This is a genomic window from Enterobacter sp. HSTU-ASh6, from assembly GCF_026319105.1.
GTDB lineage: Bacteria > Pseudomonadota > Gammaproteobacteria > Enterobacterales > Enterobacteriaceae > Enterobacter > Enterobacter sichuanensis.
On the sequence record NZ_WSPD01000002.1, the window covers coordinates 31,952 to 51,730 of the forward strand.

The 19,779-nt window shown below is 58.3% G+C and carries 22 protein-coding genes; 16 read left to right on the plus strand and 6 right to left on the minus strand.

The features are described 5' to 3' along the window. Positions 1-5: 5 nt before the first annotated feature. On the minus strand, positions 6-530 hold the full coding sequence (locus GM298_RS02375) for a hypothetical protein (protein WP_025758642.1): 525 nt from the start codon (positions 528-530) through the stop codon (positions 6-8). Further along, positions 496-1,305, minus strand: coding sequence for a winged helix-turn-helix domain-containing protein (locus GM298_RS02380; RefSeq protein ID WP_252086664.1), 810 nt, complete (start codon positions 1,303-1,305; stop codon positions 496-498). Before GM298_RS02380 ends, GM298_RS02375 begins: the two co-directional genes overlap by 35 nt. A 455-nt stretch (positions 1,306-1,760) precedes the next feature. On the opposite strand from GM298_RS02380, the gene GM298_RS02385 reads away from it, so the two are divergent. From GM298_RS02385 to GM298_RS02400, 4 genes are all read left to right on the plus strand, one after another. Beyond that, positions 1,761-2,252 (plus strand): DoxX family protein, encoded by a 492-nt coding sequence (locus GM298_RS02385; protein ID WP_259566633.1) that lies wholly within the window; start codon positions 1,761-1,763, stop codon positions 2,250-2,252. A gap of 111 nt (positions 2,253-2,363) precedes the next feature. Further along, on the plus strand, positions 2,364-3,527 hold the full coding sequence (locus GM298_RS02390; RefSeq protein ID WP_025758639.1) for a methyl-accepting chemotaxis protein: 1,164 nt from the start codon (positions 2,364-2,366) through the stop codon (positions 3,525-3,527). Between the two features lie 43 nt (positions 3,528-3,570). After that, the gene (locus GM298_RS02395) at positions 3,571-5,466 is read left to right on the plus strand and encodes a methyl-accepting chemotaxis protein (RefSeq protein ID WP_266153513.1); all 1,896 of its coding nucleotides are present in this window, start codon (positions 3,571-3,573) and stop codon (positions 5,464-5,466) included. Positions 5,467-5,884: 418 nt separating this feature from the next. Then, entirely contained in the window at positions 5,885-6,334 is a 450-nt protein-coding gene (locus tag GM298_RS02400; protein ID WP_266153514.1) for a hypothetical protein, read from the plus strand. A gap of 184 nt (positions 6,335-6,518) precedes the next feature. Here the strand turns inward: GM298_RS02400 and GM298_RS02405 are convergent, their stop codons facing one another. After that, complete coding sequence (locus GM298_RS02405; protein ID WP_266153515.1) at positions 6,519-8,060, minus strand: flagellin; 1,542 nt, start codon at positions 8,058-8,060, stop codon at positions 6,519-6,521. A gap of 300 nt (positions 8,061-8,360) precedes the next feature. On the opposite strand from GM298_RS02405, the gene fliD reads away from it, so the two are divergent. From fliD to fliT, 3 genes are read left to right on the plus strand one after another with little or no spacing between them, the layout of a single operon-like run. Then, positions 8,361-9,836 carry a flagellar filament capping protein FliD gene (gene fliD, locus GM298_RS02410; RefSeq protein ID WP_266153516.1) on the plus strand — a complete coding sequence of 492 codons (1,476 nt, stop codon included), beginning with the start codon at positions 8,361-8,363 and terminating at the stop codon, positions 9,834-9,836. 43 nt (positions 9,837-9,879) lie between these two features. After that, complete coding sequence (fliS, locus tag GM298_RS02415) at positions 9,880-10,287, plus strand: flagellar export chaperone FliS (protein WP_025758634.1); 408 nt, start codon at positions 9,880-9,882, stop codon at positions 10,285-10,287. Continuing rightward, positions 10,280-10,600, plus strand: a complete 321-nt coding sequence (gene fliT, locus GM298_RS02420) for a flagellar protein FliT (RefSeq protein WP_266153517.1) — start codon at positions 10,280-10,282, stop codon at positions 10,598-10,600. Before fliS ends, fliT begins: the two co-directional genes overlap by 8 nt. A gap of 294 nt (positions 10,601-10,894) precedes the next feature. Here fliT and GM298_RS02425 read toward each other — a convergent pair whose 3' ends face one another. From GM298_RS02425 to flgA, 3 genes are all read right to left on the minus strand, one after another. Continuing rightward, positions 10,895-11,338, minus strand: coding sequence for a flagella synthesis protein FlgN (locus GM298_RS02425; RefSeq protein ID WP_266153518.1), 444 nt, complete (start codon positions 11,336-11,338; stop codon positions 10,895-10,897). A gap of 17 nt (positions 11,339-11,355) precedes the next feature. Next, entirely contained in the window at positions 11,356-11,649 is a 294-nt protein-coding gene (gene flgM / locus GM298_RS02430) for a flagellar biosynthesis anti-sigma factor FlgM (protein ID WP_262783439.1), read from the minus strand. A 72-nt stretch (positions 11,650-11,721) separates the two neighbouring features. Beyond that, positions 11,722-12,417, minus strand: coding sequence for a flagellar basal body P-ring formation chaperone FlgA (gene flgA / locus GM298_RS02435; RefSeq protein ID WP_025759767.1), 696 nt, complete (start codon positions 12,415-12,417; stop codon positions 11,722-11,724). Positions 12,418-12,665: 248 nt separating this feature from the next. On the opposite strand from flgA, the gene flgB reads away from it, so the two are divergent. The 9 genes from flgB to flgJ are packed head-to-tail and all read left to right on the plus strand — an operon-like array spanning position 12,666 to position 19,775. Next, positions 12,666-13,076, plus strand: a complete 411-nt coding sequence (gene flgB / locus GM298_RS02440) for a flagellar basal body rod protein FlgB (RefSeq protein ID WP_266153519.1) — start codon at positions 12,666-12,668, stop codon at positions 13,074-13,076. A 6-nt stretch (positions 13,077-13,082) separates the two neighbouring features. After that, the gene (gene flgC, locus GM298_RS02445) at positions 13,083-13,487 is read left to right on the plus strand and encodes a flagellar basal body rod protein FlgC (RefSeq protein ID WP_025759765.1); all 405 of its coding nucleotides are present in this window, start codon (positions 13,083-13,085) and stop codon (positions 13,485-13,487) included. 8 nt (positions 13,488-13,495) lie between these two features. Further along, a complete protein-coding gene (locus GM298_RS02450) occupies positions 13,496-14,200 on the plus strand; it encodes a flagellar hook assembly protein FlgD (RefSeq protein ID WP_025759764.1) in 705 nt (234 codons plus the stop codon). Between the two features lie 22 nt (positions 14,201-14,222). Further along, positions 14,223-15,428: a flagellar hook protein FlgE gene (gene flgE / locus GM298_RS02455; RefSeq protein WP_025759763.1), complete on the plus strand. Its 1,206-nt coding sequence runs from the start codon at positions 14,223-14,225 to the stop codon at positions 15,426-15,428. Between the two features lie 9 nt (positions 15,429-15,437). After that, positions 15,438-16,175 carry a flagellar basal body rod protein FlgF gene (locus GM298_RS02460; RefSeq protein WP_025759762.1) on the plus strand — a complete coding sequence of 246 codons (738 nt, stop codon included), beginning with the start codon at positions 15,438-15,440 and terminating at the stop codon, positions 16,173-16,175. A gap of 19 nt (positions 16,176-16,194) precedes the next feature. Further along, complete coding sequence (flgG, locus tag GM298_RS02465; protein ID WP_025759761.1) at positions 16,195-16,977, plus strand: flagellar basal-body rod protein FlgG; 783 nt, start codon at positions 16,195-16,197, stop codon at positions 16,975-16,977. 47 nt (positions 16,978-17,024) lie between these two features. Beyond that, positions 17,025-17,726, plus strand: a complete 702-nt coding sequence (locus tag GM298_RS02470; protein ID WP_259566655.1) for a flagellar basal body L-ring protein FlgH — start codon at positions 17,025-17,027, stop codon at positions 17,724-17,726. A gap of 1 nt (position 17,727) precedes the next feature. Next, a complete protein-coding gene (locus tag GM298_RS02475) occupies positions 17,728-18,855 on the plus strand; it encodes a flagellar basal body P-ring protein FlgI (protein WP_025759758.1) in 1,128 nt (375 codons plus the stop codon). Then, positions 18,855-19,775, plus strand: a complete 921-nt coding sequence (gene flgJ, locus GM298_RS02480; RefSeq protein WP_266153520.1) for a flagellar assembly peptidoglycan hydrolase FlgJ — start codon at positions 18,855-18,857, stop codon at positions 19,773-19,775. Before GM298_RS02475 ends, flgJ begins: the two co-directional genes overlap by 1 nt. Positions 19,776-19,779 lie beyond the last annotated feature (4 nt).

The following is a 19,779-nucleotide window of genomic DNA, read 5'->3' on the forward strand; positions in this document are numbered from 1 at the left end:
TCCCCTCAGTGCATGCAGGCGATGCGGGCGACGGTTTCCGAGCCGGAGGCCAGCACCTTGTCGTCCAGCAGGTAGATGGTGCTGGTCGCCACTTCACCCGGCTTAATTTGCGGGAAGATATAGTCGGTCACATCTTCATCCGTGGTCTGGCCGCCCAGCTTGCGGTGCTGGCTGGTCACGGTCAGATGGATCCGTTTGCCCGACAGCTCCACATCGTAGCGCACTTCCCGGTTAACAGCCTTCGGCAGCCCGTCACGCTTGCCGTCTTTAAAATGGGTGATGCTGCCGATATAGGTGGTATGCCCGCTGAACAGGCCATCGCGGTAGGAGCGGTAGATGCCCCGCGCCAGCGTCGCATTGTTGTCGTCCTCAATCACGTAGTAGGAGGTGGGGGCGACACACTGCGACGCGAACGTCGCGTTCCGCAGTCCGAACAGCGCCATGCCGCCCAGCCCGACGACCATCCCGCCCACAAACAGCAGGCTGAGCGGGGATTTAATAAAGGCGAAAATAGAACGATTCGCAGTCATTCCCTGAATCCTTAAAGGGTTGTTGGCAGGCAATAAGTCCCTGGAACTGGCTCATTTTTTCTGAGCCGGTGGTGACGTACAGCACCGCAGCCGGTTTCTCATTGGGGCGACGATCCAGCACGTGACGGGTATAGGTTTGCAGCGTGGATTCAATCAGGGCGCGCTGCGTCTGTTTATCCTGCTGCACCATCACCTGGGTGCCGGGCGGCACGCCGGGGCCATTCCAGCGCACAAAGTGGACCGGCTGGGGGCTAAAATCGACGATCCCGCGCAGCAGCAGGGCAATCACCAGCCCCACCAGCACGCCACTCAGGGTGACGCAGATCTTCTGCTTCAGGGCATAGCGGCGCGCAGGGGCGTGCGCCGCCACCGGCGGCACGTCAGGCGCGGCCGGTTCTTCCTGCGCGGGCAGGGGCGCGGTTTGCGGCTGAGGCGGCAGTTCACCGCTGGCCTCGCGCACGAGCAGACGATAGCCGCTGCGGGTCACGGCGATCAGGGTGATGGCTTCCTGCAGATCCAACTGGGCGAACGCGCGACGCAGCTTGGTGATCATCACCCGGACGCTGTTGTCGGTCACTTCCACGCCTGCGCTGCGCCAGCCGATCTCCATCAGCTGTTCCTGGGAAAGCACCTCCCCCTGGGCCTCCACCAGTGCGGCAAGGCACAGACACGCGCTTTGGGGAAGGGTGACCGTCTCCTGCGTATCCGTCCGGGCAAGTACGCGGGTCTGTAAATCCAGCGTTACTGACGTTCCAATCGCGATAGGGTTTAGCATAGTTATTTGATTCTTCTGGTGTATTAGGTATCGCTTCTGGCTATTGTAATTAATAGTAAGGAATACATGTTATGGCGAGCCGAAGGCCAGAGCGACATGCTTTTTATGTCTTACGTCATATTTTTGCAACCACTGCGTAATAACAGCCTTAACGGAATTAAGGTTATTAATCGGAGCGTTATTAACCACATTAAACGTGGTGCTTAATAACGTTTTACTTTAATCATATTAAAACCAATCGGTTACCTTTTTACTGCCGAAGGGGGCGTCTGTACGGCGTTGATAATGAGACGCTGTCATCATTCAGAATTAATCTTTTTTAATCTGTATATTTTTATTAATTGTGTCGGGAAGGGGGCGGGAGCGGTTGCGAACGAGAGCGGCGAATTTATACTGCGTAAACAGATGTTATTGAATTTATTACACAGTATTTATTTTCTTTACAAGGATGACCGATGTTCTCTCTGAAGCGTTTATTGCATACCACCGATATGCCGGCCATGTTTCCGGTGTTTCTCTGCCGTCTGGTGCTGGGGGTATTTTTCTTTACCGCAGGGTTTAATAAATTATTTGTTACCGAGAACCAGTTGCTGATGGTGGACACCATGTATGACGCGGGGATCCCTTTCCCGGACGTCATGGCCGTGGTGGTGGCGTTCCTCGAATGCAGCATGGGCCTGCTGTTAACCCTGGGGTTATTCAGCCGCGTGAGCGCGCTGGTACTGATGGTCATCAGCACTGTGGCGCTGATCACCATCGGTATCTACACCATTCCGCGTGGTCTGAACCTGATTGCCTGGCTCAGCTGGCTGTTTTATCTGCCCGAGACGCTGTATATGGTCCTTTGCCTGCTGCCGGTGACATGGGGGGGAACCTTCTGGAGCCTCGATGGCTGGCTGGTCAGACGCTGGGATAATGTCCGGCGGATTGTTTTTATTGAGCGATAACAGAAGTGCGCGGTTATCAGCGGTTTGAAGAGCATATTTCCAGCCCCCCGCATAATAAAATAGCCCTGTAGCGGCAGCATTGTGCTGCCAGAATAAACAACAGGCGCTGTCATGGTTTTTATTGTCATACTGGTCGTTATTTTTATTACCTTAATTATTCTGGTGCAGGCGGGCGTCATGCCGTGGTTTATCCGCACGGAGGGGCAGCGCCTGCGTTCGCAGGTGGATGCCCTGGCCATTCAGCTGCGTGAACAGCTCGACCGTGTAGAAGCGCAGCAGCGCTCGATGACCGAAAGCGTGGTCACCCTGAAAAGCTTTGCCCTCGACAAAGCGGCGCCGGGGGAGACCGATCTCCCGGAGGAGACCGGCAACAGCCGTCAGTTTTTCAATGCCCTGGTGAAAGAGACGGGAGAGCGGCTTGGCGGCCGGGCCTGGATTGTGGAAAACACCGGGCGCATCATTGCCGATGCCGCCGGTGCGCCCACGGTGCAATCGCTCAACGATGCCGATCTCCCCATGGCGGTCCCGCTGCGCGCCCTGCTGGCCCAGTCCGGGGAAGGGCTGCGCCACACCCGTTTTCGCAGCGCCAGCGGCGAGCACACCCTGATGGTGGTTCCCCTCGCCGACACGCCGTGGCTGCTGGCCATTGATGTTCCTACCCGCCGCATGGGCGAGCGCCCTGGCATTCTGCTGCACAAGCCATGGCCGCTGGCCGCGCTGCTGCTGGTCTCGACCCTGACGCTGCTCCGCAGCCTGAACCTGCACCTTTCCCGACTCAATGAAGAGCTACCCTCGCAGCTGCAAACCGGGCAGGGGGCGCATCTGCCGCCGCTGATGCATGAGGTGGGCGAGCAGGTGAATGCCATCGCCCGGGCGGCCACCGTCATTGCCCAGGAGAATGAACGGCTGCTGCAGGTCCCGGAGGCGAGCGCCAACCTGCTGGCGACGCTCGGCGACAGCGCTACCGGCGTGATTATGGCCATGAAGGCCTTGCATGATGCTGCCCTGCAGATTGCCGACAGCAGCGGGGCGCTGGTTCAGCTGGCAAGCCGCGCCTACAGCTACTCCCTGCATAATGAAGAGGGGATTTTTGCCGTGGAGTCGCGCAACCTGGCGAGCCGCTGCGCCCGCTCCTCGAAGGAGCTTCGGGCGCTGATTGACGATGCGATGATGCAGGGGCAGAGCGGCGCCGCGTCGGTCACGCAGAATAACAGCGTGCTGATTGAGGAGGTCTGTACCGTAGCCAACACCCTTATGCAGCGGGTTCGGAGCTAGCTTCCTTACCACGACGTTCACCCTCATTTTCGAGTTCATCATTATGTTTACATCAACCCAGAGCAGAATCATCCTGCTGGTTTCTGCTTTCTTTTTATTGCTGACGGGCATCACCGTGTGGGTGGTGCTGCAGCATGTGGCGCCGTCGTTGCTTAAAACCGAGTATCAGCGCGTCCATTCTCAGATTGGTGAGCAGGCGGCAGCCATCACCACGCAAATGTCACGCGTACAGGCGCAACAGCGCAGCCTGACCGAAACCGTCTCCCTGCTGGAGAGCGCACAGATAGACAACCTGCTGCCAGCCCTGATTAACCAGAACGGTGACAGTGCGCTTTTCGGCGGTGGCGTCTGGCCGCTTCCCGGCATGCGCGAGGCGGGTATTGACCGTCACAGCACCTTCTTTACCCGGGACCGGGAGAACCGGCTGCGCCTGAACAGCACCTGGAACGATGCCAACGCACCGGCCTACTGGGAGCAGTCGTGGTTTAAAGCCGGATCGCGCGCGGCAAAAGGCCAGTGCGCGTGGGCGGAGGCTTATATCGACGCGGCCAGCCCGCAGCCGCGGACCAACTGCGCAATGCCGGTTTATCGCCACGGCCAGCTGTGGGGCGTGGCAACCCTTGATCTGACGCTCGGTTTCTTTAACGCGCTGGCCCGCAAGATGGCGGAGCCCATTGAAGGCGGCGTGTTGATTGTGGAGGCCAATGGCAAAATTGTCGGCTACAGCCGCGCAACAGACGAGACGCCGCCGCTGAAAAATATCAGCGAACTGCCGGGCCATGAAATCGCCATCCTTCAGGCGATGCTGGCGCAGGCGAAAGAGACGCCGCTGGAGCGAACCTATCAGGCGCAGGATGGGGAACACACCATTTTTGTTTATCCCATCAAGGGCAGCCCGTGGTTTGTGGCGACAGATACCCGCAGCAGCCTGCTGAGCCAGCAGACCCGCGATATCCTGACGCGTCTGGGGATGGTGCAGATCCCGCTGTTACTGCTGCTGGGCGTGGTGCTGGTGCTGACCATCCGCGCGGTGATGCGTAACCTGCATACGGTGAGCGATCGCCTGGCCACCCTGTCCGCAGGCGGGGCGGATTTGACCCGTCGCCTGCCGGAGAGCAGCAGCCAGGAGCTGAACGCCATCGCCCGCAACGTTAACGCCTTTATGAGTTATCTGCAGGGACTGTTACAGCAGGTGGCAGCCAGCACCCGCACCATTGCCGCCGCTTCGCACCAGATTGCCGAAGGCAACGTGTCGCTGTCCTCGCGCACCGAAGAGCAGTCCGCCTCCCTGACCCAGACGGCGGCCTCGATGGAGGAGATTGCGGGCACGGTGGCGAATAACGCCGATAACGCGGAACACGCTGACCGGCTGGCGACCGACGCCGCAGCGGTAGCGCAGCGCGGCGCCGGGCTGATGACCTCGGCAGTGGAGAAAATGCGCCATATTGAATCTTCATCCCTCCGGGTGGCGGATATCGTGGGGGTGATTGACGGCATTGCCTACCAGACCAACATTCTGGCGCTGAACGCGGCGGTGGAAGCGGCGCGTGCGGGCGAGCAGGGGCGCGGGTTCGCCGTGGTGGCGACGGAAGTGCGTAATCTGGCGCTGCGGGCCTCCAGCTCTGCCCGGGAGATCCGCGAGCTGATTAACGACGCGGTCGCGGGCGTGCAGGAGGGCAGTAGCCTGGTGCAGGAGGCGGGGGAGACCATGAACGCGCTGGTGACCTCCGTGAGCGAGGTATCAGCCCTGATGGAGGAGGTGAAAACCGCCAGCCGCGAGCAGAGCGTGGGTATCGCCCAGGTGAACGTGGCGGTGTGCCAGCTGGAAGGCGCGACCCAGCAGAATGCGGCGCTGGTGGCGGAAGTCTCGTCGGCGGCGAAGGCGATGGAGGAGCAGGCGCAACAGCTGGAAAGTGTGGTGAATCGGTTTAAGGTTTAATTTCACTCATAAATATGCCTGCATGGACGGCTCCCTCTCCCTTTGGGAGAGGGTTGGGGTGAGGGGGAACATACGGCTGTGGAGGTTATTCCGTTCACTTTATAAGGGAAAGGAGGAAAAGCAGACCTGTGCCTGTAATAAAGACCGCACCGAACGGTCCCCTCGCCCCTTTGGGGAGAGGGTTAGGGTGAGGGGACGCTCCCCCCGGCGCAAATCTGGGAGGCGCCTCGCAATCCCACAAGTAACCTTATGTAATCCGTGATTTACCCTGTTGTTTCTTTTCATCACATCGTAAAGTGCCTGCGTTGCGGCAACCACCGCAGCCGGGCGTGAGAACCTGAAGATACAAGGTGATACCGGAGCGGCCTGCGGGTTGGCTCCCTTGTGACTCATTTCTCATCTCCCCGGAGGCTTTCATATGACTCTTCTGTCCACTCTCACTGATGCATCCCACGTTAGCTTTACCGAACAACTCATCGCCTTACACCTTCCGGCCTCTACCGATCTGTTTGACGTCGCCGATCTCTGCGCCGCGTTTGCCAGCGCGCTGGTCGAAACGCAGAGCGTGAGCGAACGCCAAGCCCTCTGCGGGCGTCTGTTGCATGCCCTGGAGGCGCTGGAGCGCCTGTGTGACGACGAGCTGCCGCCGCATCTGATTGAACAACTGATTGCCGGTGACGCCGCCCCGTCGTGCATGCCGCACTGCTGGCAGGAGACAATCACCCCGGTTACCTATGCCCGTGCGCTGGCGAAGGGGATTCTGGGGAATACGCTGCCGCAGGAGGTGAATGAGGTGCTGACCGGATTGCTGCACGACATGGTGTTTCTGCTGGCGGAGTTTGTGAAGGAACCTTATCTGCGTGCTTAAAACCAAGCCGGGTGGCGGCTTCGCCTGACCCGGCCTACGTTTTCGTTGATCCTTGTAGGCCCGTGCAAGCGCAGCGCCGCCGGGCAATGTTGACTGCGCACAAAACAAAAAAGCCCTCCGGGGAGGAGGGCAAACCGCGCGTGAGGCACGCGCGTAATGACAATGTAAGGTGGTTTTGTCCAGATTAACGCAGCAGGGACAGCACGTTCTGCGGAACCTGGTTGGCCTGGGCCAGTACGGAGACACCTGCCTGCTGCAGGATGTTTGCGCGGCTCATGGCAGACACTTCCACGGAGAAGTCAGCGTCCTGAATACGGGAGCGCGCTTCGGTGGTGTTGATGATGTTGGTGTTCAGGTTCGCAATAATGGAGCTGAAGCGGTTCTGAACGGCACCCAGGTCGGCACGGAAGTCTGCAACGGTGGTCAGGGCATCATCCAGTCGCTCCAGCAGATCTTCCGAAGCAATACGGCTGGATTCTTTTGCAATTTGATCAGCGTCAGCATTTCGAGCATCGGCAACACTGCCAGCAGTCACTGACCCATCAGCTTCCAGTTCGAATACTTTCACTTCGCCTGCTTTGTTGATGGCATAGAAAGTATTTGGATCAGCGCCTTCAACTGAGAACATGCGCATACCAGAGGTTGCAATGTCTTCACCAAACACGTCGTTTGAAATGGCTTCCAGCATGTCCTTATCAAGAGTAATGTCGGAGCCATTGGAATTAATGGTATCACCGGCTTTAACGCGCGTGGCGGTGCCCAGCTTCGTCGGACCGTTCAGCAGCATGTCGGTATCAGCATCATTCAGCACGTCACCTGCAGTAATAGTATCTTTTTCAATTGAATAGACTGGGGGAGTAGCGCCATCGTCCACAACTGTGAATGAAATATTGACTTCCTGCGCCTCGCCGGTCTTGTCGTTTGCCACAAAGAAACGTGTTAAACCCGTATCTTTGTCTTCATATGAGAGAACCTTTTTATCACCGGCATTGCCGGTAACGCCTGTCGCGGCAGTAATCATTTCATCACGGTCGGCGGCAATCAATTTATAGCTTTTACCCGCAACATTTGGATCATTAACGCCAATTTTTTCGGCAGCAAATAAAGTATCAGCCGGTGCGTCGGTTCCCTTACCTTCAAACTGGCTCGCTGCTGTAATACCAGCGCCACTCACCGTAATACCAATGCCTGCGAAGTCAGCCATGAACTCGTCCAGACCCAGGGTTTCCATATCCAGCTTGCTCAGGTTGATATCGATGGTGTCTGCGTCTTTATCACCGATCTGAATGGTGATTTTCTCTTTTGATCCGTCAAAGACTTTTACGCCGTTGAAGTTGGTGGTTTCAGCTACACGGCCAATCTCTTCCAGACGGGTGCCGATCTCTTTTTTGATGGAGTCGAGGTCGCTGGCGGAGTTGGTGCCGTTTTTCGCCTGTACGGTCAGCTCGCGGATACGCTGCATGTTTTCGGTGACTTCTTCCAGCGCGCCTTCGGTGGTCTGCGCGAGGGAGATACCGTCGTTGGCGTTACGTGCCGCCTGGGTCATGCCGCGGATAGAAGAAGTAAAGCGGTTAGAAATCGCCAGGCCTGCCGCATCGTCTTTTGCGCTGTTGATACGCATACCGGAAGAGAGGCGCTGAATCGCGGTACCCAGAGAGGTCTGGGATTTGTTCAGGTTGTTCTGCGCCATCAGGCTCAGTGCGTTGGTATTAATGACCTGTGCCATTGTTATATCCTTCTAAGTAATAACGAAATGTGAGATATGCGTTAATTGCGTCGCATACTGAATTCATCGGGGGGAATGAAAATCACTAAATTATTTTTTTCGATTTTTTTGTCATTGGTAAAAATGACTTCAAATATGAGGTCAATTGCCCGGATAGCAAAAAACAATTAACCAATAAACGCACATCTCTGTTATCCATGTCCCTGCGCGTTGTTCACGCATATATGAAAAATTAAACTTCCTTCTTTATTCCCCGATAGAAACGTAACAGGTCATCCCTTTACAACAGGAAGCATCATTATGGTATCAACCAATTTTTTAGGCGTGGGCTCGGGTTTACCGTTTGACGAATGGCTGGCGAAAGAGCGCGAGGCCAGTTCACAAAAGTTGAATCCCTATCTGCAAAAACAGAAAACCTATAACGGACAAATTTCCGCATGGGGCTCTATTTCCAGCGCGCTGAGCACCCTGAAAGACAATCTTGGCAAGCTTGAGGATGAGGGTTTTAACGGCGTCAGCGTTAGCGATAACAAAACCTTTAAGGCCACGGCGGGGAAAGGGGCAATCCCGAACAGTTACTCCATGGCCGTGGAGCAGCTGGCGAAAGCGCATCAGCTGGGGGTGACCCAGAATTCGCGGGATAAGGATATTGGTAAGAGCGCCGCCACCGTCACCATCGAGATGGAAGGCAGTGACAAACCGCTGGTGGTGGAACTCAAGCCAGACGAGACATCCCTTGATGATATTGCCCAAAAAATTAATGCGCAGAAAGGTGATGTTGCTGCTGAAGTCGTGACGGTGAAAGAGGGGGAGCACAAGCTTGTCCTGACCTCGAAAAAAACCGGTGAAGACGGTCAGATGAAGATAACGGTAACGGGGGATTCCGAGGTCCAGAATGCGTTTAAAGCGGCCACTGACGTCACTAAACCCCAGAATGCGGTTGTCTGGCTCAACGGCGACAGGGTTGAGCGCAGCTCTAACACCATTAAAGATCTGATCACCAGCGTCACGCTTGAGCTTCGCGAAGTGTCGGAGAAAGATCCTGATGCGGATCCAGCCAATCCGCCTCCTTACAAAACCGAATCCCTCACCATCACCGAAGACACCTCAAAGGTGAAATCTCTTATCGAGGAGTTCGTTAAAAACTACAACAGCTACCTCAGCACCGCTGCCAGCGCCACCAAATACACGCCCCCCGATCGCGACAAGCTCGGGGAGGGCGAAATCCCGCTGCCCGACACCAACAACGGCGCGCTGTTCAGCGACGGCAACCTGCGCCGCCTGACCAGCCAACTGAAGGCGACCGTAAGTGGCGAGTACCGTGATGCCGGGGATGTGATCACCTCCCTTGGCCGTCTCGGCATCACCGTCACCTTCGATGGCAAAACCGGTGATGATCGCAGCGGTACGCTCGGCACCCTGACTATCGACAGCAAAAAGCTCGATGCCGCCCTGAAGGACAACCCGAAAGAGGTCGAGGCGCTGTTCCTCGGCAAAGGGGGCCAGGAGGGGATTAAAGACCGCATGGAGGGCATCTTTAACACCTATCTTGGCGATAAGGACGCCGTGGCGAAAAAGGACGGCGTGATTGAAACCACGCTGGAGTCCCTGCGCGAGCAGGAAAAACGCGTTGGCAAGCAAATCACAGCGGTGCAAAAACGCATCGACGAAGCCATGCTGCGTAAAGAGAAAGAGTTCCAGCGTCTGGATAAGGCGATGAGCGATATGACCAGCATGAGCAACCGGCTGCAGCAGTCGCTGGCAGGGTTAATTTAATTTTTACCACTCCGGGCAGGCTGCTGCCCGGCAGGATTTGACGATGTACACCAAAACGGGCAACAGTGCCTACACCGCTGTCTCACTCGACAGCCAGATTAGCGGCGCGACGCCGCACCAGCTGATCGTCCTGCTGTACGACGGGGCGATTAACGCCATGAAGCGGGCGGACATCTACTTCCAGTCCGGCAATATCGCCCGTCGCGGGGAGATGATCTCCCGCGCCATCAACATTATCGACAACGGCCTGCGCGCCGGTCTTGACCACGAGAAGGGCGGGAAAATCGCCGAGGAGCTGGAGAGCCTGTACGAATATATTTCGCGCACGCTGCTGGAGGCCAATCTCACTAAATCCGGCGAGAAACTGCCGCACCTCATCGCCCTGATGACGGGGATGCTGGAAACCTGGCAGGCCATCGCCCCACAGCAGAAGCAGGTGAAGCATGGATAACGATGTGATTGAGCTGATTGAACAGCTGCTGATTAGCAACAAAAAGCTGCGCCAGCAGGCCGATGCCGGCGAATGGGATGTGTTTCTTGACGAGTCCGTGGCCTATACCATGGGGATGAGAACGCTGTGTGACATCGATTTAACCCAGCTGGCGCAGCACAACAAGCCGCAGGTCAGTACCCAACTGGCAACCCTGCTTGAGCACGATGCCCTTCTCACGCGCGCCATTCAGGGGCGTCTCACCGCCATCAGCACCGAACTCTCCGGCATGCGTAAAAGCCGTACGATGGCGAAAGCCTACACCTCTGTTTAATTTCCTTTCTGATTGCCGGGTGGCGCTGCGCTTATCCGGCCTACCCGGCCCCCCTCACCCTAACCCTCTCCCCAGAGGGGCGAGGGGACTGTTGGGTGCGGTTTGTGATGGCAGCGCAGGTCTGCTTTTTACCCTCTCCCCTTTGGGGCGAGGGGGCTGTTGGGTACGGTTTGTGATGACAGCGCAGGTCTGCTTTTTACCCTCTCCCCTTTGGGGAGAGGGCCAGGGTGAGGGGTGGGGGCAAAAAAAAGCCCACCAGAGGCGGGCAAAAGAGGACAACGCAGACAGATAAGATCAGATGCTGATGTTGTATTTACGGCCCGAAGGCAACTGGCTGGATTCACCCGCCGGGCCGTAAAGCGTACTGGCGTGCCCGACGTGGTCGATTGCTTTCTGAATATGCTGGTTTTTCTTCATATGGCTTTGCAGCAGGGATTCCACCTGCTGATTCAGCGCTTTGGTGCTGCGCACCTTTTCATGCACCTGCTGCCAGCTGGCGAACAGCTTGCCAAGCCCCGGGTAGGGGGCTTCGGTGCCGGAGGTTTGCTCCTGCTGACGGCGCATGTCGTCGTAATACTGCAGGGTCGTCAGCAGCTGATTTTTATTATCCGCCAGCACCTGCAGCGACACCGGGTTGATCTGGGCGCGGTTGAGCTGATTCACCTCTTCAATCATGATCGCCTCCAGCTCATCCAGAGAGGTCTTCATTTGTGTGAGTATCGGGTAAAGCTTGTCCATAAGGGGCCTGTAAAGGGTTAAAACGAAAACATGTCCTGCACCATCGCCTGAGCAATCTTCTCCGGCTCAATGCGCAGGGTACCGGCCGACAGCGCGGCGCGCAGTTCGGCGACGCGGGCGTGGTCCACGTCGCGGCTGTCGTCGGTCTGGATCTTTTTGGTCAGCTCGCTCAGGGTGACGTTAGTGTTGTCACGCTTTTCGCTGCGCGTGGCCGCCACCTCGTTCTCCTGCGGCTGCGTACGGGTGCGCAGATCCTGTGTCGGGGCGATCTTCGCGATCGGCGCGGTGGTCTGGCTGCTGTTGATGCTCATGGTGGTCCTCGCAATCGAATTTAAGTGCTCAATACTTCTTTCTTCGGTGATTCTCAGAAAAGCTAAAATTTATTATTGAGAAATAATCATCACCTGACCGTCGGCCGCCACTTTCCCGCTGACGGTGCGCCCGCCAGCGGTTTTCACCTTCAGCACGTCATCCACTGCGGCGTTGTTCAGCGCTTTACCCTGGCTGCGGATCCGAAAGCCCGACCCGGCGGTGACCAGATCCACCGTCTGCCCGGCACGCAGCCGCCACTGCTGGCGCAGCTGGTTTTCCAGCAGCGGTTTACCGGCGTCGATGGCGCGGGTCAGGCGCTGACCGATGATCTGGTCCGCGTTAAAGATCAAGCCACCGGGCTGGTTATCGAGGCTGCCGGTAACCGGTTCGATATCGCTGCGCTGCACAATGGCCCCGCCGGGCAGGCTCTGGGTGGCTACCCACCAGGTGCCCTGGGCGCTGATGCGCACCGGCAGGAAATGACGACGCGCGCCGCACTGGGCCAGCACGGTACGCTTGCCGGTGAGACGGCTGTCGCGCCCCACCAGGCTCAGCTCCGGGTTCTCACACACGGCGGCCAGCTGAGCAGGCGTGGCGAGCAGGGCCACGGTGCGCACCACCTCGCCGTTGCTCTCCGGCTGTTGGATCAGGGCATCCAGCTTGAGCAGCAGGCGCTGCTTCGCCGTCTGGTCAGACGGAACGCTGGCACCAGCAGAAGCAGAGCAGAGCAAAACGGCCATCGCCGCGCTGAATAATCGGAGCTTCATCTTATTGCCTTAATACGGTATTTAATTTATAAAACGTGGCGAAATTATATACGCAGTGGCAAGGCTTTTATTGCCTTAAATAATGACACTTCTGACGGCATTTATCTTCTTCATTTTTTTATCGCTCTTTTCATTATTTCGATTTCCCTAAATAGGCTTATTTCTGTCGGGTCTTCGCAGTGTGATATTTCACCTGCGCTGTCTACACTATCGCAGTTTAAATAACGCGAGACAGGAGTCCTGTTGTCATGAATAAACTTGATGACGCCTTTCGCTTTCAACAGCAGGCGTTAGGTTTGCTGTCGCGCCGTCAGGATATTTTGGCTTCGAATATTGCGAATGCCGACACCCCTGGCTACCAGGCGCGGGATATTGATTTTCCTCAACAGCTAAAAGCGGCCATGGAAAATAACACCCTGGCGAAATCACCCGTATCGCTGGCGTTAACGTCAAACCGACATATTAAAGGCAAAGCGATGCCGTTTGACGAGGCTCAGCTGTTGTATCGCATTCCGGATCAGCCGAGTGCCGATGGCAATACGGTGGATATGGATCGTGAGCGCGTCAATTTTGCGGATAACGCCGTGAAATATCAGTCGGGACTGACGTTCCTTGGCGCGGATATTAAGAAAATGATGACTGTGCTCAGTCAGGGGTAATTAGCGATGTCGCTCTTTAGCGTATTTGATATTTCAGGTTCGGCGATGGCGGCCCAGTCCCGCCGTCTTAACGTCAGCGCCAGCAATATGGCCAACGCCGACAGCGTGGCGGGGCCGGACGGTCAGCCGTACCGCGCCCGTCAGGTGGTGTTCGAGGTCGACAACGCCGTCGGCCAGGATATTGGCGGCGTGCAGGTCAGCGACGTGGTGGAAAGCAGCGCCCCGGATCGCCTGGTCTATGAACCGGGCAATCCGCTGGCGGATGAGCAGGGCTATGTGCGTATGCCCAACGTCAACGTGATGAACGAGATGGTCAACACCATCTCCGCCTCCCGCAGCTACCAGGCCAACGTGGAGGTGATGAACTCCGCCAAAAGCCTGATGCTGAAAACATTAACTCTTGGTCAGTAAGGACGCATATGGCGGTCTCTTCGATTAACAACAACAGCGGCACGGGCGGCACCGGTACGGGCAACAGCGCGGCGGATCTGTCGAACCAGTTTATGACCCTGCTGGTGGCGCAGATGAAAAACCAGGACCCCACCAACCCGATGGATAACAACCAGCTCACCTCGCAGCTGGCGCAGTTCAACATGGCCGCAGGCGTGGAGAAGCTCAACAGCTCCGTGGCGGGCGTCCAGGCGATGATGATCCAGCTCGGCAGCATGAGCGCCTCCGCCTGGGTCGGGCGCAGCGTGCTGATTGAAGGCGAGGCAAAGGTTTCATTTGGCGAACCGGGGATCGGCATCATGCAGGAGGGCGTGGAGATCCCAGGCAATTCGGACGACTTCCACTTCGCGCTGTCGGACGACGCCGAAACGGTCACCGTCACCCTCCACGACGGCGACAAGGCCTACACCGCCGAGCTGAAGAACGTCAAGAAGGGGATGAATACCTTCAACCTCGACGACCTGGAAAACTTCAAGCCGGAGCCGGGGCCGCCGCGCGATCGCGAATACACCCTCTCCTTTGAGGCCAGCAACCCTGAAGGGGAGAACCCGGAGGTGTTTGGCCTGGTTCAGGACCAGGTGCAGGGCGTCACCATGGATCCGAGCGGCCCGATTCTGCATCTGCTGAATCACGATCCGATCGGCATGGGCAAAGTGTTTGTCATTCAAAAATAATCATTACTTCTGGAACTAAATTATGGGTTTTTCACAAGGTCTTAGCGGTCTGAGCGCCGCGGCAAAAGCGCTGGACGTGGTGGGTAACAACATCGCCAACTCCCAGACGATAGGTTTTAAAGCAGGTTCGGTCTCCTTCGCCGATATCTTTGCCGGTTCGACGGGGATGGGGGTGCAGGTGGCCAGTGTCGATCAGAACTTTGGCCAGGGAGGGCCAGCGACGGGCGGTTCTGCCCTGGATATGATGATCAATGGCCGTGGCTTTTTCCGCATGGTGGATGATGCAGGCAGCGTGTTCTACGGGCGTAACGGCCAGTTTGAGCAGGACGAAAATGGCTACATCACGAACAAAACCAACGGATTGTTTTTAACCGGCTACCAGGCGACGAACGGGGTGATTAACCCCGGCGCGCAGGTCGGGCCAATCCGTATTCCGACGGAGGACATACCGCCGTCAGCAACGACCAAAGCTTCACTGACGGGTAACCTGAAGTCGGATTCTGAAGTTCTCGACTCAGGGAAATTCGATGCCACCAAACCTGAAACTTACAACTACGTTAACGAGGTGGAAGCTTACGACAGCCTTGGTAACAGGCACGCTATTAAAGTCTATTTCGTCAATGACGGCGACGGTAAATGGAAGGCGTTCGCCCAGGATTCGACTTCGCCAGAAGGTGGGGATGAGACTAAATTTACTCCGATTGATCTTGAATTTGATAAACACGGTAAGCTCCTTAACCCCGCCACTGGCACCGTTAAAGGGGATGCTTATGGCGGGGCTGCTGCTCTGTCATTCACGCTGGATCTGGGCGCTCTGACACAGTTTTCAACCGACACTCAGGTCATGAAGGGTGAAATCGATGGTCAGCCGCCAGGCAAATTTAACGCCTACGAAGTCAGTGACGCCGGGGAAGTGATCGCCATCTACAGCAACGGCAAACGTCAGACCGTCGCGCAGGTGGTGCTCGCGGACTTTGCCAACGTCGGTGGCCTGGCACAGCAGGGCAACAACCTGTGGGCGGAGACCGGACAGTCCGGCCAGCCGTTCCTCGGTACCTCCGGCAGCGGCAGCTTCGGCACCATCAACGGCGGCATGCTGGAGACCTCCAACGTGGATCTGGGCGGAGAGATGGTCAACATGATCGTCTATCAGCGTAACTACCAGTCCAACTCGCAAACCATCAAAACCCAGTCTGAAGTGCTGCAGACGCTGGTTAACCTGCGTTAAGGCTGAACGATGGATCGCGCTATCTATACCGCCATGAGTGCCGCCAACGCGGCGCTCAACCGCCAGGCGGTCACCTCAAACAATCTGGCGAACAGTTCTACCGCGGGCTTTCGCGCCCAGCTGGCGGCGTTTCGCTCGGTCCCCATCGAAGGGGAAACCCTGCGCACCCGTGCGCTGGTAGCGGAGTCGACGCCGTTTCACGATACCACCATGGGGCCGATCACCCATACCGGCCGCAGTCTCGACGTGGCGCTGCCGCAGAACGGCTGGCTGGCGGTGGCGCTGGACGACGGCAGCGAAGGCTATACCCGTAACGGCGCTATCGAGGTGGATCAGGACGGGGCGCTCAGCGTCAACGGCCGTCCGCTGATGGGCGACGGCGGGCCGCTGGAGGTACCGCCGCAGTCCCACATCACCATCGGCAGCGACGGCATCGTGTCGGCGCTCGGCATGGGCGATGACCCGACGGCACTGGTGCCGGTGGGCCGTCTCAAGCTGGTCAATGCCGACATGAACGAGATGGTGCACGGCGACGACGGGCTGTTCCGCACCGCGGGCGGCAACCCGCTGGCGCAGGACGAAACCCTGCGCCTGACCCCGGAAGCCATCGAGGGCAGCAACGTCAGCCCGGTGCAGGCCATGACGCAAATGATCGCCAACTCGCGCGGCTTCGACATGAACATGAAGGTGATCCGCACCGCCGACGAAAACGCCCAGAAGGCCAACCAGCTATTAAGCGTGAGCTAAGGCCGCGCAAGGAGTCACTATGATTCGTTCCTTATGGATCGCAAAAACCGGGCTGGAAGCACAGCAGCTCAATATGGACGTCATCTCCAACAACCTGGCGAACGTCAACACCAACGGCTTCAAGCGTCAGCGCGCCGTGTTTCAGGATCTGCTCTACCAGAACATGCGCCAGCCTGGCGCCCAGGCGAGCGAGCAGAACACCCTGCCGAGCGGCCTGCAGCTGGGGACCGGCGTGCGTCCGGTCTCCACCCAGCGGGTGCACACTCAGGGCGGAATGAACCAGACCGGCGACGAGTACGATGTGGCGATCGAAGGGGAAGGCTTCTTCCAGGTGCAGATGCCGGATGGCAGCACCGCCTACACCCGCGACGGTCATTTCTCGAAAAACGCGGACGGCCAGCTGGTGAATGCCGAAGGCTACCCGATCCAGCCGGGGATCGTCATCCCGCAGGATGCCACGAAGCTCAACATCGGCAGTGACGGGATCGTCAGCGTCAAGGTGCCGGGGCAGGCGGAAGAGCAGCAGATTGGCCAGCTGACGCTGACCACCTTCGTCAACAATTCGGGGCTCGAAAGCATCGGCGGTAATCTCTACAAAGAGACCCAGTCCTCCGGCGCGCCGAACGAGCTCAACCCGGGGATGGAGAGCGCGGGCACCCTGAAGCAGAGCTACGTGGAGATCTCCAACGTCAACGTGGCGGAAGAGCTGGTGACCATGATTCAGGTGCAGCGCGCCTACGAAATCAACAGTAAAGCGGTCTCAGCATCCGACCAGATGCTGCAGCGGCTTTCCCAGCTGTAATCCTCTCTCTGGCCGCGCGCGCGGCCAGACATTTTATCGACACTGAAATGAATAAACTTTCTCAACACATCCCGGCGGCGGCGCTGCTGGCAGGCACGCTGCTGCTCGGCGGCTGCGCGCACATCATGCAAAAGCCTCTCGTCGAGGGGCCGACGACGGCAACACCATTACCGATGGCACCGGCGGCCACCGGCGGCTCACTGTTTCAGGCCGGGCAGGCCATGAACTACGGCTATCAGCCGATGTTCGAAGACCGTCGCCCGCGTAACGTGGGTGACACGCTGACCATCCTGCTGCAGGAGAACGTGAGCGCCAGCAAGAGCTCCTCCGCCAGTGCCAACCGTAATGGATCGGCCGGTATGGAGCTGCTTGCCGTGCCGACCGCCGCCGGCAGCTGGCTTGGCGACGGCAAAGCGGATTTCAAAGCCGAAGGGTCAAATGATTTTTCCGGTAAAGGCGGCGCCGCGGCGCGCAACACCTTTACCGGCACCATCACCGTGACCGTTAACGAGCTGTTGCCTAACGGCAACCTGCGGGTCGTGGGTGAAAAGCAGATCGCCATTAACCAGGGCACTGAATTTATCCGCTTCTCCGGCGTGGTGAACCCGCGCTTTATCAGCGGCAGCAACACGGTGCCTTCCACCCAGGTGGCAGACGCCCGCATCGAGTACGTCGGCAACGGCTACATCAACGAAGCGCAGAACATGGGCTGGCTGCAGCGCCTGTTCCTGAACCTTTCTCCATTCTGATATGACCATGAAAAAAGAATCTATTCTGTTTTTTCTCAGCATTCTGCTCTACGGCATGATGCTGGGCGTGCCGAAGCTGGCGAACGCTGAGCGTATCCGCGATCTGGCGACGGTGCAGGGCGTGCGGTCCAACTCCCTGATGGGCTACGGGCTTATTGTCGGCCTTGACGGGACCGGTGACCAGACCATGCAGGCCCCGTTCACCGGCCAGAGCCTGAATAACATGCTCTCGCAGCTCGGGATCACCGTTCCGGCGGGGACCAATATGCAGCTGAAAAACATCGCCGCGGTGATGGTCACCGCCGAGCTGCCGCCGTTTGCCCGTCCCGGTGACAAGCTGGACATTGTGGTCTCCTCGGTGGGGAACGCCAAAAGCCTGCGCGGCGGTACGCTGCTGATGACCCCGCTGAAAGGGGCGGATAACCAGATCTACGCTATCGCTCAGGGCAATATCCTGATCTCCGGCGCAGGCGCGCAGGCGGGCGGCAGCCGCGTGCAGGTGAACCAGCTTAACGGCGGGCGCATCAGCGGCGGGGCCACCGTGGAGCGCGAGGTGCCGAACGACTTTGCTACCCAGAACATCGTGCGCCTGCAGCTCAACGAGAGCGATTTCTCGCTGGCGCAGCAGATCAGCGACGCCATTAACCAGCGCTACAGCGGCGGGGCGGCGATCCCGGAAGATGCCCGCACCGTACGCCTCTTCGCGCCGCCGGACGGCCCGTCCCGCGTGCGCTTTCTCGCCAACATTCAGGACATCCCGCTGCGGGTGAACGTCCAGGATGCGAAGGTGATTGTTAACTCACGCACCGGCTCGGTGGTGATGAACCGCCACGTGTCGCTGGATTCCTGCGCGGTGGCCCACGGGTCGCTGACGGTGGAGGTGATGCAGAACAACATCATCAGCCAGCCCGATACGCCGTTTGGCGGCGGCGAGACGGTGGTGGTGCCGCAGACCGATATCTCCGTGCGCGACAGCGGCGGTTCGCTGCAGCACGTGCGCAGCAGTACCGATCTGAACGCGGTGATCCGCGCCCTCAACAGCCTGGGCGCGACGCCAAACGAGCTGATGTCGGTTCTGCAGGCGATGAAAAACGCCGGCTGTCTGCGGGCGAAGCTGGAGGTGAACTGATGAACACCTTTGACAAGCTCGATCAACCCGCCTTTGACGTCCGCTCGCTGGACACGCTGAAACGGGAGGCCGGGCGGCAGTCGCCCGGCGCGCTGAAGGCGGCGGCGAAGCAGATGGAAGGGATCTTCGTGCAGATGATGATGAAGAGCATGCGCGATGCCACCTTCAAGGATGACCTGCTCAACAGCCAGTCCGCCGAGATGTACACCGCCATGCACGATCAGCAGGTCGCGCAGAATATTGCCGGGAGTGGTCAGCTCGGCTTTGCCGATCTTATCGTCCGCCAGCTGGGCGGAGAGAGCGATGAGCCGGTGGTGAGCAGGCCGGGGCGCGATCTCCTGCGGCCTGGGCTTTCCGCCACGCCCGCAACCGGCCCACTGCGCCTGCCTGCGCCGGTGTCGTTCGCCAAACCGGCGGACGGGGCGCATCCGTTTATCGCCCGTCTGCTGCGCCCGGCCCAGGCGGCCGCGCAGCAGAGCGGGCTGCACCCGCACCTGATCCTCGCCCAGGCGGCGCTGGAATCCGGCTGGGGCAAACGCGAAATTCCGGCCGCCGACGGCCGCCCGAGTCATAACCTGTTCGGGATCAAAGCGACGGGCGACTGGCAGGGTAAAACCACCGAAATCACCACCACCGAATACATCAACGGCGTGAAGCAGAAGGTGAAAGCCGCCTTCCGCGTCTACGACTCCTACGAACATGCGCTGGCGGACTACGCGAAGCTGCTGACCCACAACCCGCGCTATCGCGGCGTGGTGCAATCCGGCTCGCCGGAGCAGGGGGCGAAAGCGCTGCAGGCGGGCGGCTACGCCACCGATCCGGCCTATGCCAAAAAGCTGATCACCATTATTCAGAAGGTGAAAGGGGATATTCAGCAGGGGGTGAATGCCTATAAGCACGACCTCGATAAAATTTTTTAGAAAA

Bases quoted from the DNA above. Each gene is read 5' to 3' on its own strand.
- GM298_RS02375 (WP_025758642.1), bottom strand. From the start codon at position 530: ATGACTGCGAATCGTTCTATTTTCGCCTTTATTAAATCCCCGCTCAGC.
- GM298_RS02380 (WP_252086664.1), bottom strand. From the start codon at position 1,305: ATGCTAAACCCTATCGCGATTGGAACGTCAGTAACGCTGGATTTACAG.
- GM298_RS02385 (WP_259566633.1), top strand. From the start codon at position 1,761: ATGTTCTCTCTGAAGCGTTTATTGCATACCACCGATATGCCGGCCATG.
- GM298_RS02390 (WP_025758639.1), top strand. From the start codon at position 2,364: ATGGTTTTTATTGTCATACTGGTCGTTATTTTTATTACCTTAATTATT.
- GM298_RS02395 (WP_266153513.1), top strand. From the start codon at position 3,571: ATGTTTACATCAACCCAGAGCAGAATCATCCTGCTGGTTTCTGCTTTC.
- GM298_RS02400 (WP_266153514.1), top strand. From the start codon at position 5,885: ATGACTCTTCTGTCCACTCTCACTGATGCATCCCACGTTAGCTTTACC.
- GM298_RS02405 (WP_266153515.1), bottom strand. From the start codon at position 8,060: ATGGCACAGGTCATTAATACCAACGCACTGAGCCTGATGGCGCAGAAC.
- fliD (WP_266153516.1), top strand. From the start codon at position 8,361: ATGGTATCAACCAATTTTTTAGGCGTGGGCTCGGGTTTACCGTTTGAC.
- fliS (WP_025758634.1), top strand. From the start codon at position 9,880: ATGTACACCAAAACGGGCAACAGTGCCTACACCGCTGTCTCACTCGAC.
- fliT (WP_266153517.1), top strand. From the start codon at position 10,280: ATGGATAACGATGTGATTGAGCTGATTGAACAGCTGCTGATTAGCAAC.
- GM298_RS02425 (WP_266153518.1), bottom strand. From the start codon at position 11,338: ATGGACAAGCTTTACCCGATACTCACACAAATGAAGACCTCTCTGGAT.
- flgM (WP_262783439.1), bottom strand. From the start codon at position 11,649: ATGAGCATCAACAGCAGCCAGACCACCGCGCCGATCGCGAAGATCGCC.
- flgA (WP_025759767.1), bottom strand. From the start codon at position 12,417: ATGAAGCTCCGATTATTCAGCGCGGCGATGGCCGTTTTGCTCTGCTCT.
- flgB (WP_266153519.1), top strand. From the start codon at position 12,666: ATGAATAAACTTGATGACGCCTTTCGCTTTCAACAGCAGGCGTTAGGT.
- flgC (WP_025759765.1), top strand. From the start codon at position 13,083: ATGTCGCTCTTTAGCGTATTTGATATTTCAGGTTCGGCGATGGCGGCC.
- GM298_RS02450 (WP_025759764.1), top strand. From the start codon at position 13,496: ATGGCGGTCTCTTCGATTAACAACAACAGCGGCACGGGCGGCACCGGT.
- flgE (WP_025759763.1), top strand. From the start codon at position 14,223: ATGGGTTTTTCACAAGGTCTTAGCGGTCTGAGCGCCGCGGCAAAAGCG.
- GM298_RS02460 (WP_025759762.1), top strand. From the start codon at position 15,438: ATGGATCGCGCTATCTATACCGCCATGAGTGCCGCCAACGCGGCGCTC.
- flgG (WP_025759761.1), top strand. From the start codon at position 16,195: ATGATTCGTTCCTTATGGATCGCAAAAACCGGGCTGGAAGCACAGCAG.
- GM298_RS02470 (WP_259566655.1), top strand. From the start codon at position 17,025: ATGAATAAACTTTCTCAACACATCCCGGCGGCGGCGCTGCTGGCAGGC.
- GM298_RS02475 (WP_025759758.1), top strand. From the start codon at position 17,728: ATGACCATGAAAAAAGAATCTATTCTGTTTTTTCTCAGCATTCTGCTC.
- flgJ (WP_266153520.1), top strand. From the start codon at position 18,855: ATGAACACCTTTGACAAGCTCGATCAACCCGCCTTTGACGTCCGCTCG.